Source organism: Bradyrhizobium symbiodeficiens, assembly GCF_002266465.3.
Lineage (GTDB): Bacteria > Pseudomonadota > Alphaproteobacteria > Rhizobiales > Xanthobacteraceae > Bradyrhizobium > Bradyrhizobium symbiodeficiens.
Map to the genome: position 1 here is coordinate 6136273 of NZ_CP029427.2, position 15005 is coordinate 6151277.

Here is a 15005-nt window from a genome sequence, read left to right on the forward strand (position 1 = left end):
TCCAAAGCCAATCGCCGCAAGACAACTTGCACGGGCGCGGCAATTATTAACACTCTCTTAACAGGTATGCAAAGCAATCGAAGCGTTAAGGTTAACCCCGTAGCACTACGGTGAGCTGCAACAGCCTGAAATGATGGGACCTTTCGAGAAACGGGCTTAAGCGAAGGAGCGCGAGCTGGCGACGTGGAGCTGGCCTTCGCCGCGCCGTCCATGCGAGGCGTTGAGCAGCTGGCGCATCCGCACGGCGGGCACCGGACGGCTGAACAGATAGCCCTGCGCCTCGGAGACGGTGCCGTCGGCGCTGATCAGATCGAGCTGCTCGTTGGTCTCGATGCCCTCGACCACCACGGCCATACCGAGATCGGCCGACAGCCGCGCCACGCCGCGGAGCAGCGTCAGCGGCCGGTCGGTGTCGATGCCTTCGAGGAAGGAGCGGTCGATCTTCACCTTCTGCATCGGGAAATTGTGCAGATAGCTGAGGCTGGAATAGCCGGTGCCGAAATCGTCGAGCGAGATGCGCACGCCGAGCGCGTGCAATTGCGACAGGATGTCGTGGGTGAGCTGGGTGTTGCGCAGCAGCGAGGACTCGGTGATCTCGATCTCCAGCCGATGCGCCGGCAGGCCCGACACTTCGAGCGCGTAGCGGATTTCGCTCAGCACGTCGCGCTGGTGGAATTGCTGCGGCGAGAAGTTCACGGCGACGCTGACGCCCTCCGGCCACTTCATGCATTCCATGCAGGCGCGGCGCAGGATCCAGCGGCCGAGATCGACGATCAGGCCCATGTCCTCGGCGACCGGAATGATGTCGACCGGCGAGACCGTGCCGCGCACCGGATGATTCCAGCGCAGCAGCGCCTCGCAGGTGGTGATCTTGCCGGACTTCAGATTGACCAGCGGCTGATAGAACAGCTCGAACTCCTCGTTGGCGAGCGCCTTGCGCAGATCGAGCTCGAGGATGCGGCGCGCCTCGACGGTCGCCGCCATCTCGTCGCGGAAGAAGCAGAAGGTGCCGCGGCCGTCGGCCTTGGCGCGGTACAGCGCCATGTCGGCGTTCTTGAGCAGGGTGTCGGCGCTGACGGGTTCGTCCGGCGAGGTCAGCGCGATGCCGACGCTGGCGCCGATCTCGACCAGATGATTGTCGATGCGGTAGCGCTCGCTCAACCGCTCGACGATGCGGCGGGCAAGCGCGGCGGCGTCCTCCGCCGAAGAAATGTTCTGCTGGAACACGACGAACTCGTCGCCGCCGAAGCGGGCGACGAAATCTTCGGGGCGCAGCATCTCGCGCAGACGATTGGCGACCGCACACAGCAGCTGGTCGCCGCAGGGATGACCGAGCGTGTCGTTGACCTGCTTGAACTGGTCGAGGTCGACGAAGAGCAGCGCGGAGAGGCGCTCGGCATGATGCGAGTTCGCCAGCAGCCGCTGGATCTCGTCGTGGAAGCTGACCCGGTTGGGCAGTGCCGTGAGCTCGTCATAACGAGCCAGATGGCTGATGCGGGCTTCCGCAACGGTGCGTTCGGTGATGTCTTCCAGCAGCAGCACCGTGCCGCCGCCGGTCATCGGCTGGAACGTCCAGGCCAGCGTGCGGGCGCGCGAGGAGTCGGGATCGGCGGTGACGATCTCGCAGACCCGCGCATGCTCGATTTCGGCCAGGATCTGGTCGCCGCTCTCCGCCGAGATCGACCCGGCGGAAACGCAGGCCGAGACGATATCGGCGGCAGTGGCGCCGCGCTTGACGAGATCCTCGGGCAAGGCCATCAGCTCGCCGAAGCGGTGGTTCATCACCGCAAGGCGGCCGTCGGCGCGGAACATGCACAGGCCGTGCGGCATGTTGTTGAGCGCGGTGTCGAACTGGCTCGCCAGCGCGGATTCGCGGAAGCTCGAAGTCAGCGCCTTGACGAAGATCGCGTGCAGGCTGAGGTTGATGTTCTTGAGCCCGATGAAGAAGAACACCAGCAGGATGGCGAGACCGATGTGGTAAAATCCGCCGTGCAGCAGCAAGGCGAGCGACATCGGACCGCAGGCCAGCGCGACGTGCCACTGGATCACCCGGGGCTGCCCGTAATTGCGGGCGGCGCCGCCCGCGGTGTAGCCGATGCCGATGGCGACACAGAGCATATCGGCGATCGGATCGTTGTTGTTGTAGATGACGACGAAGGCCCACACACCGAGCACCGCCGCATAGGTTAGCGCGCCGATCCAGTAACGCGGCGCGAGGTGCTTGGCCTCTTCGAATGACAGCGTTTGGGTGCGGTTCTCGTATCCGCGCATCTGGAACGCACGTGCGGTGCCGATGGCAATCAGCAGGAACGCAAGCGGCCACAGCCAGACGTCGCCCGTCTTCATCGCAGTCATCACCGCGGCCACGGCAGCGGAGGCCGAGCCGAGGAAGATCGCCCAGAAATTCTGCACCATGGAGTTGATGAGAGCGGCGTAGAGAATCGGCTCCAGCTCGTCTCGATCACTCTGCTTCTGGTCGGCCAGTTGCATTGGCTTGTTACGCATCCTGTTTGGAGCGTACTTTTACCCAGCCCAGATGAAGTCTTTCTGAGGGAACATCGTTAAAGTCGAGTTGTTTTTCGGTATCAGCGAACCGATTTCCGCTTAAATATCAAGCAACTAGGCAAGCCTTGCCGAGCCCAAGGTAAAGGAAAGCTTGCTTTGCACGGAGAAGTCGAAAAAATCGGCGCGTTTTTCGACAACATCGCGCATCCGAACGTGCGATGTTTTAGCGCTCTCTCGTCAGCCCGCCGTGGAGGATAGCAGCGGCGACCATGCCGGGTCGGAAGCGAAGCCCGGCGTCGGGACCTTGAGCTCGTTGCGGCCGGAGATGTCGACGCTGTACAGCGACGGCCCGCCATTGCCGCCGGGATCGCGGAAGAACATCAGCACGCGGCCGTTCGGCGAGAAGGTCGGGCCTTCGTTGTGGAAGCCGGAAGTGAGCAGCCGCTCGCCGGAGCCGTCCGGCTTCATCACGCCGATCGAGAACTGCCCGCCGCCCTGTCTCGTGAAGGCGATGTAATCGCCCTTCGGCGACCACACCGGGGTCGAGTAGCTGGCGTTGGTATCGTCCTTGGAGAACGAGATCCGCTGCGCCTGTCCGCCGCCCGCCGCCATCACATAGATCTGCGACCGGCCGCCACGATCGGACTCGAAGCAGATGCGACTGCCGTCCGGCGAATAGGATGGAGACGTGTCGATCGCCGGCGTGTCGGTGAGGCGCGTGGTCGAGCGCGAGCGCAGATCCATCACGAACAAATTGGAATTGCCGCCCTGCTGCAGGCTCATGATGACGCGCTGGCCGTCCGGCGAGAAGCGCGGCGCAAAGGTCATGCCCGGGAAGTTGCCGACGATCTCGCGCTGGCCGGTCTCGATGTTGAAGAGATAGACTTTCGGATCGCCCTGGCCGAACTCCATGTAGGTGATCTCTTGCGAGTTCGGCGAGAAGCGCGGCGTCAGCACGAGGTCGGCGCCGCGGGTCAGATAGCGCACATTGGCGCCGTCCTGGTCCATCATCGCGAGCCGCTTGACGCGGCGCTCCTTTGGACCGCTCTCGTCCACGAACACCACGCGGCTGTCGAAATAGCCCTTCTCGCCGGTCATCCGCTCATAGATCTGGTCGGAGATGATGTGGGCGATGCGACGCCAATATTCCGGCGAGGTGAAATATTGCTGTCCCGCAAGCTGCTGGCCGGAGACCACGTCCCACAAACGGAATTCGGCCTTCAGCCGTCCATCTGACTGCCGCGTCATCCGGCCGGTGACGAGGGCCTGCGCGTTGATGGTCTTCCAGTTCTGGAATTGCGGCGCGACGTCGATGTTGCTGATGCGCTCGATGAAGGCAGCCTGGTCGATCGGCGCGAACAGCCCCGAGCGCTTCAGGTTGTTGGTGATGACCTGGGTCACACCATTGCCGACGTCGCCATCGGCGGGCGAGCCGGGCACGAAATTGGTGATCGCGATCGGGATCGGTTGAAACTCGGTCGGGTCGATACGAATTCGCGGCTGGGCCTGCGCGAAGGCCTTTCCGCCCCCGAGCATCGCGAGCGTCGATCCGGTCAGGGTCATGAAGCGGCGGCGGTTCAGCGATCGGACGTCATTCATTGCAAAATTCTTTTGTTCGGATGTCACAACATATCTTTCAAGCCGAAAGTCATCGGAATGAGCTTCCAGCTCTCGTACTGCTGCTTCGGCATGAACGAGTAGGCCTGACACTGCACGATGGCGCGTTTGGCGCTCTCCGCCACCGCCTGGGCGATCGACCGTGAAGGTCCCCTCACCGCGACCACGATGGGTTCGGAGGCGAGCGAGCCATCGATCTTCATGGAGATGTCGATGTCAGCCTCGTATTGATCAGCATCCTGCCCGTTATAGGTGGGCGTGAAGCAATGCTTGATTTTCTCAACGAACGCACCGCGCCAGGTCGCAACGTTATTGGAGGCCGTGCCCGTCGCTGCCCCCAGCGAAGCCGACGCATTCAGCGCCGAGCCGGTCTGCTCGTGCCGGGTCGCGGCGCGCTTGTCGAGGTCGCGCTGGATCTGCGCGGGATCGAAGCTGCGCTCCTTGGGCTTCGGCTGCTGCTGCGGCTGCACCGCCGCAACCTTTTGCTCCACGTGCTTGGGCGGCGGCTTCTTGGTCTCCAGCTTCTTCTGCAGCTCGGCGATCGGATCTTCCTTGGCCGGATCAGGTTTCTTCTCCTGCGGCTTCGGTTCTTCCTTCGGCTTCGCCTCGGCGACGGGCTTCGGCGGCTCGGGCTTCTTCTCCACCGGCTTCTCGGCCGGCTTCGGCGGCGGCTCCGGCTGCGAATTGGTCTTGATCAGCTCTTTCTTCTCGGTGACCTTGCCGACAGCGTCTTCCTCCGGCTTGGGCTCCGCGATCTTCTCCACCTTGGGCTTGGGCTCTTCCTTCTTGCCGGTCTTCTGCCCGGCCATCATCTTGGCGAGCTGATCTGTGGAGATGATGTCGATCGGGAGCGACTCTTCCGGCGCGATGTAGGCCTTGCTGCTGAAGGTGACGAGCCCCCATCCCAGCACGAGCACGTGGAGGGCAATCGACGCAACGAGTGTCTTGTCGACGTTCACCTTCACCGGCTTAGGATCCCTGATCCGCTTCCGTGACGAGGGCCAGCTTCTTGAACCCGGCACCGGACAATTGGCCCATCACCTTGGCCACCGTACCGTAATCCGCCTTCTTGTCGGCGCGCAGATAGATGCGCTCCTCGAGCCCGCCGCGGGCGTCGGTGATCGCCTTCAGCTTCGGGATCAGCTCGTTGATTGCGATCTCGGTGTCGTTGATGAACACCTTGCCATTGATGTTGACCGACATCTGGATCGGCTTCTGGTCGTTGTTTTCGAGGCTCTTGGCCTGGGTCTGCGGCAGGTCGAGCGGCACGCCGACCGTCAGCATCGGCGCCGACACCATGAAGATGATGAGCAGCACCAGCATCACGTCGACCATCGGCGTGACGTTGATCTCGGCCACGACCGGCTTGCGCCGGCCGCGGCGCCCGCCGCCTCCAGACGAACTCGCAACGTTCATCGCCATGATCGCGTGCCCAAATTGCCCTTCACACTATACACCCCGCCGTCAGCCCCGCTCGTCGATCTGACGCGACAGGATGGCGGAAAATTCATCGGCGAAGCCTTCCAGCCGCTGGGCCTGCCGGTTCACCTCGGACGTGAACTTATTGTAGAAGATAGTGGCAGGAATGGCGGCGATAAGGCCGACCGCGGTCGCAAACAGCGCTTCCGCGATGCCCGGAGCGACCACCGCCAAAGAGGTATTTTTCGACGCCGCGATCGACTGGAAGCTCGACATGATGCCCCAGACCGTGCCGAACAGGCCGACGAAGGGGCCGGCGGAGCCCACGGTCGCGAGCACGAGCAGGCGGCGTTCCAGCCGCTCGACCTCGCGGGCGATCGAGACGTTCATGACCTTGTCGATGCGCATCTGCAGGCCGGCGACCGAGCGGGCCTGGTTCTCGAACGAGCGCTTCCACTCGCGCATCGCCGCCACGAAACAGGCCGCCATCGAATGCGTCGGCTTGGCCGAGAGGGTGCGATAGAGCTCCTCGATCGATTCGCCGGACCAGAACGCCTGCTCGAAACGGTCCATCGAGCGGCGGGTGCGGGCAAACAGGAAGATCTTGTCGATGGCGATCGCCCAGACCCAGACCGAGCAGGACAGGAGTCCCAGCATCACCGCTTTCACGATCCAGTGAGCCTGCCAGAACAGCGCGATCAACGACACGTCCGCGGAAGCGGCAACCGGAAGGGCTGACTGAGCCACGTCGGCCGGATTCATAAGCAGTATCCTCTCAAGGCGATCGTTATCCGATGTACCGGCCAGCAAATGGCTGCCGGTTCCCCAATGGCCGCGCTAGAACCGGCGCGGCCGGCAAGCCCGCTCAAAGCCTTGTCTTTCTGGGTGCAGGGGCTCGTCCAAAGCCGGCCGTCTGCATTCCCTGCCAAGATGTCAAAACTATGGGCCTCGACCCCGAGACCTTGACCGTGGCCCCGACTTCGGGCTTTGGGCGCGACTGTCCGCCCTTACCTGAGCCCGGCGTTGGTTAATGCGGGGTTACCACAGGCGAATTTGGCTGCCGGAAAGGTAGGCAGCGCAGGAGGTTGGGGCGGGAACCCCCTCCCTTGGGAATATGTGGCCGGACATGTCCCGCCGACGATGCCTCCACCGCAATCGAGCCGGGTGCGCCGCATCCCCATGCCGCGATGGCGCGTCACGCCGCGGAGGCGGGCTCGGGGCAATTGGTCAGCCGCGCAGGATCACCGACTGCCGTGCAGCCACTTGGCACGTCATGGGTCACGACCGTGCCGGCTCCGACCTTGGCGAAATCGCCGATTCTGATGTCGCCCAAGATGGTCGCGCCGGCGCCGATATAGACGCCCCGGCCGATACGCGGCGAGCGCGTCGGCAACTCGCTGCCGCGGCCGATGCTGACATTCTGGAGGATGGTGACCTCGTCGCCGATTAGCACATCGGCGCCGATCACGATCCCGGTGGCGTGGTCGAGATACACGGACGCGCCGATGCTGGCCGCCGGGTGAATGCTGACCTGCAACAGGTTCGACGCCTCGTTCTGAAACAGCAGCGCCGCATCGCGATGGTCATGACACCAGAGCCAGTTCGAGACGCGCCAGGCTTGCAGCGCAACATAGCCCTTGAAATGCAGCAGCGGCGCCAACAGACCGGCGATGGCGGGATCGCTGCGCACGATCGCCTGCAAGTCGCGGGCAGCAGCTTCGATCAATTCCGGCGCGCCACGAAAGGCGTCGAGAGAGAAGGACGTGAAACGCGCCCGGCCTGCGGCGCTTCCGCCAAGCCTGCGCCCGATCAGATCGGCCAGGGCCGCGGCGAAACTATCATGCGCCAGCACCGCATCGACAAGCGACTTGCCGAAGACGGGATCGAATGCGCACGCGCGCTCCGCCTCCTCGCGTATGTTCCGCCAGAGGCGATCGTCCGTTGCGGTCGCAGCTGCCATCAGGCCGGCTCCGGAGCTTGGGTGCTTCCTTCACGTATCGAATATAGGCCGTTGGCCACCCGCGCGCCACGCGGCGCTGCGGCATCGCGATACCCCGAACACCATGCCGCAGGTCCCCGTGAGGCTACGAGCTTGCGCGCCCAGTGCCTGCGACCATATATTTGGTGAGTGTTCGGCCGACGCTGCTTTGGCCGGGATGTCGATACAAAGCAGCTCGCTCAAGCCCGCGCGGTGGTCCGCCATCCGCGGGTTTTTCGCACCCGGCGATGTTCCGCGCTGCCGACGCGAATCCCGGATCCCGTCACCTGAGGTCACGCCAAGACATGTCACCTAACGCTGCCGCCGACGACCACCACGACGACGTCATGTATCCCTCCGCCATCCCGTTCGTGCTGGTCCATCTCGGCTGCATTGCGGCGATCTGGTCGGGCATCACGTGGCAGGCCGTCGCGATCTGCGGTTCTCTTTATGTCGTGCGCATGTTTGCGATCGGGGCGGGCTACCACCGCTACTTCTCGCATCGGGCTTTCGCCACCGGCCGCGTGTTTCAGTTCATCCTGGCCTGCCTCGCGCAAAGCACCGCGCAGAAGAGCGTGTTGTGGTGGGCGGCCAAGCATCGGCATCATCATCTGCATTCCGACACCGAACTGGACGTGCATTCGCCGCGTCAGCGCGGCTTCCTGTACAGCCATCTCGGCTGGATCTTCTACCGGGAACACGACGCGACCGACCTGGTGAAAGTCGGCGATTTCACAGTGTATCCCGAGCTGATGTGGCTGCATCGGCTGGAGCTGCTGCCGGCCTTCGTGCTTGCAGCGCTCTGCTTCCTGGTTGCGGGGTGGTCGGGTCTGATCGTCGGCTTCCTGTGGAGCACGGTGCTGGTCTATCACGCGACCTTCTGCATCAATTCGCTGGCCCATGTGCACGGACGCAAGCGTTACGTGACGGGCGACGACTCCCGCAACAACTGGCTGCTGGCGCTGGTCACCATGGGCGAGGGCTGGCACAACAATCACCACGCCTATCAGAGCAGCGTGCGACAGGGCTTTTACTGGTGGGAGATCGACGTCACCTATTACGTGCTGAAGGTGTTGTCCTGGTTCGGCATCGTCTGGAACATGAAGGCGCCGCCCGAACAGGTGCTGCGCAACGAGCAGCCGCTCGGCGCCCGTGTCATCAATCGGGCAGCCCGCGAGCTTGCCGGGCGGTTCGACGCCCCGAAGCTTGCACATGCGATCTCTTCGGCGCTGCACCGGGCCGATCCGACCCAGCTGCAGCTGCCAACGCTGCACGACATCCTCAATCGCGCGCATGACGGCGTCGACGCGCTGACCCACCTGCATCTGCCGAGGATCCCGACCCGCGAGGAGTTCCTCGCCGAGGCCAAGGCGATGTTCGCGCGGACGCGATCACTCAACGAGATCGTGGATCACGCCTACGAACACTTCCTGGCTTCCGTTCGTGCACAGCTCGTGACTGTGCGCTGAAGCTCGCGGCCATGCGATGGGATTCGCTTGGCCTTCGTCGGCGATTCGGTCATCCGTTGAGGAACGCGATCGCCAGCGGCACCAGGCCTCCGAACCGGTCGAACAGGTCCGAGACGCGGTCGAGCAGCGCGATGCGTTGCGTGGTCTCGTTGCATCCAGCGGTGGCCATGGTCATACCCGTCCGCGCGCGGAAAGCGCGCTGCTGGGGCTTAATCGGGGCTCGCGCGGATTGGGTTCTACGGCGCTTGGCGAGTTGGCGGTGCCCCCAAAACCAAACCGCCCGCCTGCGGGTTGCGCAGACGGGCGGCTCGGGGCCATCAGGACTTTGGGGGCATGCGCCTGAAGGCTTTGAGAGGCATCAGGCTTGAAGGTCAGCCCTGCTGCTGATCTGTCGGCGGCGGGGTCGGACGCGTCTTGTGCTGCGCCATGAACTGGTCGAACTCTTCCTTGTCCTTGGCGTGGCGCAGACGATCGAGGAAGTTCTTGAACTCGACCTGCTCCTCCTCGAGCCGCTGCAGCGTTTCAGAGCGGTATTCGTCGAAGGCGCGGTTGCCGGAAGACGGCGGACCGAAGCCAAAGCCGAAGCCGCGGCGCTCCATGCGACCGCGCATGCGGTCCATCTTGTACTGCATCCGCTCCATCTTGTTCTGCCAGCGGTCCTGATTGCTCCAGCACGACATTCTTCTGCTCCCGAGTGTGAAAAAGAGAAGGGCGAGTCCGATCGGCCACCAGATGATGAAGCCGAGGATGGTCACGGCGATCCAGCCCGGATGCCAGGGCGTATCGAGCATGCGGGGACGCTCGTACTGTTGGTGTTGGTCCGAAGGGCCGCGCCAGCGATTGACATCAGCGGTGTAGGCCATTTCCTTCTCCATGACGGCATCGGCCGTTGTGAATGTAAATAACATTTACATAGCTAGACCATCCCGCGATTTTGTCAAGCCGGCCGCCTGACACGCCCGCGTGATTATTCGCGTAATTTTATTTCGGCTTGCCCCAAGGCCCGCCGGGCGGAACGCCTGAACCGGAGGACGCCTCCGGCGGCACCGGCGGCGGCTCGGCCCCCTTGGCCGGAGGACGGCGATCGGTCGGGAAGCCGAGACCGCGCAGATAGATCAGCACCTCGGCCTCCAACAGCTCGTCCGGCGACATCGGCAGCTTTCGACGCGCGGCGTCGCCGCGGGAGAACAGCGAGGCCACGCCGTGCGCCATCGACCAGATGTGCAGCGCCATCATCATCGCCGGCGGGCGCGGAATGCCGGGCGGCGCCAGCGCCGCAAGCCGCTCGGCGGCGGCACGAATGATGTTGAATGCGCGCTCGCTCGCGGCCTGCAGCGCCGGATTGGCATCGACCGGCAGGCCGGACTCGAACATCGCTGCGTAGAAGGCGGGCTCCTCGCGGGAGAAGGCGAGATAGGCCCTGCCGACGCGCTCGAACGCGGTGACCGTGTCGGGCCGCCCGTCGTCCCAGGCCGCAGTCAGGCGCGCCTCGAACTGCTCGAAGCCGCGCTGGGCGATCGAAGACAACAACTCGTCGCGGTCGCGGAAATGCCGATACGGTGCCGCCGCGCTGACGCCGGCCATGCGTGCGGCATCGGCGAAGGTAAAGCCGGCCGCGCCCTTCTCGGCGATCAGCCCGAGGGCGGCCTGCAGAAGTGCTTCCTTCAGATTGCCGTGATGATAGCCGCGCTCGGCGCGGCCCTGCTCCTTGCGCCAGCTCATGTGAACGAGCTTTACATGAGACGGGTGTGAAGGTCACTAGCGGCGACGAGGCAGGATTAACCCCGTACTTCCACCGTCATGCCCGGGCCGATGCGTCGGCATCGCGCCCGGAACGGGTCCGCCACCGAAGCTACATCTGCGGAATCGGCAGGACCGGCATGACTTCGATGGCCTCGCCCGGGAAGATCGCAAAATGCGGATGGTTCTCGAACAGTTTTGCCGCTTCCTCCTGCGAGGCGGCCCGCACCACCGTGAAGCCGGTCAGCGCATTGCTGATCTCGGTGATGCCGCGTCCGTCGATCCTGCGGGTCTTGCCGAGCGGGCCGCCCATCTCGACGATGACGTCCTTGTGCTTCTCGACCCAGCCGTGCCAGGCGGCCATGCCCTCGCGCTCTTTCACCTTCCGTTCCGCCTCGGGCATCGCATGCCAAGCCTTCATTTTTTCGCCGCTCATGCTGCCGAGATAGACGGCGAGGAAGTTGTGTTGGGTGCTCATCGGTCTCTCCGTTGTTGAGTCTTGATGCGGTCGCGCTCTCATCGCGACCATTGCGGCTATTGCTTCAGGTCGCCAAACCCGGCGGCGGCGGCCTGCACGTCGGGTGGAAAATCGCTGATCTCCTGCACCTGCCTGATCTCGATGATTTCGTTGGGCGAGGCCGGGCACCGCTTTGCCCAGGCAATCGCCTCGGCCCGCGAGGCAACTTCGATCATCCAATAGCCGCCCAGCACTTCCTTGGCTTCCGTGAAGGGGCCGTCGGTGACGATCGGCTGGCCGGTCGCGAACGACACCCGCGCGCCCATTGACGGTGGATGCAGTCCGTCGAGCGTGATCAGCACGCCCGCGTCCTTCAGCGCCTCGTTGTAGCGCATCATCGCCGCGACGCGCTCGGGATCGAGCTGCACGTCCGGCGGCGCGGCTTCGTAGCCGAGCGGGATCATCAACATCATGAATCGCATGGGTCGTGTCCTGGGTCGTGTGCTGGCTTCTGCGGTGGTTCCGGGATGCGCCGTGAGGTGCAGGCCCGCTCGCCTTCAAGACGAATGAACTCTCGCGGAACCGACACGCCCCGCAGGAAATAATCAGGAGGCACCCGGCCCTACCGGCCCTAGCGCGGCTGCGGCAGGAAACGACGTGTTGCGAAAACTCCTGCCATCCGTCGCAAGGCAGAGATAAGTGACGAAGGCCTCCTCGCCCCGGACGAAGATGCGCTCGATGTCATGCCGTGCGATCCAGCCCGTGTCGCCCCAGCAGCGTTCGAAATAGGTCGCCTTGTCGAGGTCGTCGTCGAACGGGCTGGTGAAGCGGAAATCGTCGGACAATGCTTCGGCGACCCGCTGCCGGTCGTTGGCGAGATAGGCGGCGAAGAGGTCTCGGATCAGGCGCTCGCAGTCGTCGGACATGCGGGTCTCCTCAGTGACGTTCCCGGGAAGACGGATTTGCACCCTGCCGAGCCGACATCGCCCGCCACGACGCAATTGCGTGTGAAAAATAATGCCGCTCATTTCCGTACAATTACGGCCCGCCTTATGAACTCCGCCGTGCATATGGAGCGAGAATGCCAAAAGGTAGAAATAGATAGGCCATGCACGTGGAATTACGGAGAGGCCGCAAGGGTTTACAATTGATCAACAAGCCCATGCAACTTTTCGTCTCAGGGGACGGTTATGGCGTCCCTGTCGATTCACTTGGATCATTGCGGGGGACTTACGTGTTCAATTTCCAGAGCAAGAAGGTCAGGCACGCCGTCGCGGAGGTCGAGGCGCTCGACCGCTCGCAGGCTGTGATCGAATTCGGTCTGGACGGCACCATCCTCGATGCCAATGAAAACCTGCTCAAGATGAGCGGCTACACGCTCGCCGAGATCAAGGGCAAGCACCACAGCATCTTCGTCAGCCCCGCCGAGCGCGAGAGCGCGCGCTACCGCGACTTCTGGGCCAGCCTGAACCGCGGCGAGTTCCAGACCACGCAATACAAGCGTTTCGGCAAAGGCGGCAAGGAAGTCTGGATCCACGCCTCCTACGCGCCGTTGCGCGACGAGAACGGCAAGGTGGTCAGCTTCATCAAGTTCGCCACCGACATCACGGCGTACAAGATCAAGACCATGGAGGATTCCGGCAAGATCGTCGCGATCAACCGCGCACAGGCCGTGATCGAGTTCAATATGGACGGCACCATCGTCACCGCGAACGAGAACTTTTTGACCGCAATGGGCTACTCGCTCGACGAGATCAAGGGCAAGCATCACAGCATGTTCGTGACGCCCGAAGATCGCGCGAGTGCCGGCTATGCCGCGTTCTGGGCCAAGCTGAACCGTGGCGAGTTCGAGGCGGCCGAATACAAGCGGCTCGGCAAGGGCGGCAAGGAAATCTGGATCATCGCCACCTACAATCCGATCCTCGACGAGAATGGCAAGCCATTCAAGGTGGTCAAGTTCGCAACCGACGTCACTGCGCAGAAGATGAAGGCGGCCGACAATGACGGCCAGCTCGCCGCGATCCAGAAATCGCAGGCGGTGATCGAGTTCAACATGGACGGCACGATCCGCACCGCCAACGAGAATTTCCTGAAGGCGATGGGCTATTCGCTGGCGGAGATCAGGGGTCAGCACCATTCCATGTTCGTCGAGCCGAACGAGCGGAATTCGCCGGCTTATCGCCAGTTCTGGGAGACTCTCAACCGCGGCGAGTACCAGGCCGCGGAATACAAGCGCATCGCCAAGGGCGGGCGGGAGATCTGGATCCAGGCGTCCTACAATCCGATCCTCGACCTCAACGGCAGGCCCTACAAGGTGGTGAAATACGCAACCGACATCACCGCGCAGGCGATCGGCCGCAAGAAGGCCGACAATGCGCGCGGGCTGATCGAGGCGGTCGCGGCCGGCAGCGAGCAGATGAGCGCCTCGATCCGCGAGATCTCCGAGACCATGGCGAAGTCGCGCGAGAACTCCAAGGTCGCGACCAACCGGGTCGAAGCCGCCGACGGCCAGGCCCAGAAGCTGACCGCGGCCGCACATGCCATGAGCGGCATCGTCGAGATGATCTCCGGCATCACCAGCCAGATCAACCTGCTCGCGCTCAACGCCACGATCGAATCCGCGCGCGCCGGCGAAGCCGGCCGCGGCTTCGCCGTGGTCGCCTCCGAGGTGAAGAACCTCGCGAACCAGGCCAAGCAGGCGACCGACACCATCACCTCCGAAATCGACGCGCTGAACGTCATCTCGGGGGACGTCGCCAGCTCCCTGACTGCGATCAAGGCCGCGATCGACGGCGTCAACGAGTTCATCGCCTCCACCGCCGCCGCAGTCGAGGAACAGAGCATCGTCACGTCGGACATGTCGGCCAACATGCAGCGCGCCTCGGCGGAGCTTTCGTAGGAAAACGGCCTTTATCGATCTTCGTCCTTCTTGCCGGAACGAAAGCGCAGTAAAAGGCGCTGGCCGCCCGTGCGGTTTCCGTTTCCGACAGAAGGACAAGATCAGCCCATGCCTGCTTCTCCGCAAAAAGTCGCCCTCGTCACCGGAGCCGCGCGCGGCATCGGGCTTGCGACCGCGAAAAAGTTCCTGGGCGAGGGCTGGCGCGTGGCGCTGCTCGATATCGAGGGCGAGTTGCTCGGCCGGGCGGTCGCCGACATCGACCAAAGCGAGACGACGCTGGCGCTGACCTGCGACGTCTCGGATTCGGCCGCGGTGAGCGATGCAATGGAGGCGGTCGAGCGCCGGTTCGGCCGGCTGGATGCGCTGGTCAACAATGCCGGCATCGCGGTGTTCGCGCCGCTGATGGAAACGTCCGAGACCGATTGGCGCCGCGTGATCGAGGTCAATCTCACCGGTCCGTTCCTCTGCACCAAGGCCGCGGTGCCCCTGATGCGCGAGGGCCATGGCGGCGCCATCGTCAACATCACCTCGATCTCGGCCGTGCGCGCCTCGACGCTGCGCTCGGCCTACGGCACCAGCAAGGCCGGGCTCGCACACCTCACCAAGCAGCTCGCGGTCGAGCTCGCCTCCCTCAACATCCGCGTCAACGCGGTCGCGCCGGGACCGGTCGACACGGCGATGGCGAAGCAGGTGCACACCAGGGAGATCCGCGCCGACTATCACGACGCCATTCCGCTCAACCGCTACGGCCTGGAGGAGGAACTGGCGGAAGCGATCTACTTCCTGTGCTCAGGCAGCGCGAGCTACATCACCGGACAAGTTTTGGCCGTGGATGGCGGCTTCGATGCGGCAGGCATCGGCCTGCCGACGCTGCGCGGACAGCGCCGCAACGGCTAGGCACGGAAATTGTAGGGTGGGCAA

General features: G+C 63.7%; 14 protein-coding genes. 3 read left to right on the plus strand and 11 right to left on the minus strand.

Going from position 1 to position 15005, the window contains the following annotated elements:
* Positions 1-156 precede the first annotated feature (156 nt).
* From CIT39_RS28915 to CIT39_RS28940, 6 genes are all read right to left on the minus strand, one after another.
* Positions 157-2490 carry a putative bifunctional diguanylate cyclase/phosphodiesterase gene (locus tag CIT39_RS28915; protein ID WP_094976862.1) on the minus strand — a complete coding sequence of 778 codons (2334 nt, stop codon included), beginning with the start codon at positions 2488-2490 and terminating at the stop codon, positions 157-159.
* A 252-nt stretch (positions 2491-2742) separates the two neighbouring features.
* Positions 2743-4104 (minus strand): Tol-Pal system beta propeller repeat protein TolB, encoded by a 1362-nt coding sequence (tolB, locus tag CIT39_RS28920; protein WP_181955121.1) that lies wholly within the window; start codon positions 4102-4104, stop codon positions 2743-2745.
* Positions 4105-4127: 23 nt separating this feature from the next.
* Complete coding sequence (locus CIT39_RS28925; RefSeq protein ID WP_094976860.1) at positions 4128-5087, minus strand: protein TolA; 960 nt, start codon at positions 5085-5087, stop codon at positions 4128-4130.
* 4 nt (positions 5088-5091) lie between these two features.
* A complete protein-coding gene (gene tolR, locus CIT39_RS28930; RefSeq protein WP_094976859.1) occupies positions 5092-5544 on the minus strand; it encodes a protein TolR in 453 nt (150 codons plus the stop codon).
* Positions 5545-5586: 42 nt separating this feature from the next.
* Positions 5587-6303: a protein TolQ gene (gene tolQ, locus CIT39_RS28935; protein ID WP_018317771.1), complete on the minus strand. Its 717-nt coding sequence runs from the start codon at positions 6301-6303 to the stop codon at positions 5587-5589.
* Positions 6304-6736: 433 nt separating this feature from the next.
* On the minus strand, positions 6737-7501 hold the full coding sequence (locus CIT39_RS28940) for a serine acetyltransferase domain-containing protein (RefSeq protein WP_094976858.1): 765 nt from the start codon (positions 7499-7501) through the stop codon (positions 6737-6739).
* Between the two features lie 323 nt (positions 7502-7824).
* Here CIT39_RS28940 and CIT39_RS28945 point away from each other — a divergent pair, with 323 nt between their 5' ends.
* Complete coding sequence (locus CIT39_RS28945; protein WP_094976857.1) at positions 7825-8988, plus strand: acyl-CoA desaturase; 1164 nt, start codon at positions 7825-7827, stop codon at positions 8986-8988.
* Between the two features lie 371 nt (positions 8989-9359).
* On the opposite strand, the gene CIT39_RS28950 is transcribed toward CIT39_RS28945, so the two are convergent.
* The 5 genes from CIT39_RS28950 to CIT39_RS28970 form a co-directional block, all read right to left on the minus strand.
* Entirely contained in the window at positions 9360-9851 is a 492-nt protein-coding gene (locus CIT39_RS28950; protein WP_162308739.1) for a DUF2852 domain-containing protein, read from the minus strand.
* A 118-nt stretch (positions 9852-9969) separates the two neighbouring features.
* Positions 9970-10710, minus strand: coding sequence for a TetR/AcrR family transcriptional regulator (locus CIT39_RS28955; protein ID WP_094976855.1), 741 nt, complete (start codon positions 10708-10710; stop codon positions 9970-9972).
* A 130-nt stretch (positions 10711-10840) separates the two neighbouring features.
* Positions 10841-11206, minus strand: coding sequence for a YciI family protein (locus tag CIT39_RS28960; RefSeq protein ID WP_094976854.1), 366 nt, complete (start codon positions 11204-11206; stop codon positions 10841-10843).
* A 56-nt stretch (positions 11207-11262) separates the two neighbouring features.
* A complete protein-coding gene (locus CIT39_RS28965) occupies positions 11263-11667 on the minus strand; it encodes a YciI family protein (protein WP_094976853.1) in 405 nt (134 codons plus the stop codon).
* 123 nt (positions 11668-11790) lie between these two features.
* The gene (locus CIT39_RS28970; protein ID WP_094976852.1) at positions 11791-12111 is read right to left on the minus strand and encodes a nuclear transport factor 2 family protein; all 321 of its coding nucleotides are present in this window, start codon (positions 12109-12111) and stop codon (positions 11791-11793) included.
* A gap of 308 nt (positions 12112-12419) precedes the next feature.
* Between CIT39_RS28970 and CIT39_RS28975 the strand changes: the two genes are divergently transcribed.
* Positions 12420-14084, plus strand: a complete 1665-nt coding sequence (locus tag CIT39_RS28975; RefSeq protein WP_094976851.1) for a methyl-accepting chemotaxis protein — start codon at positions 12420-12422, stop codon at positions 14082-14084.
* Between the two features lie 108 nt (positions 14085-14192).
* Complete coding sequence (locus CIT39_RS28980; protein WP_094976850.1) at positions 14193-14981, plus strand: SDR family NAD(P)-dependent oxidoreductase; 789 nt, start codon at positions 14193-14195, stop codon at positions 14979-14981.
* The last annotated feature ends 24 nt before the right edge of the window (positions 14982-15005 follow it).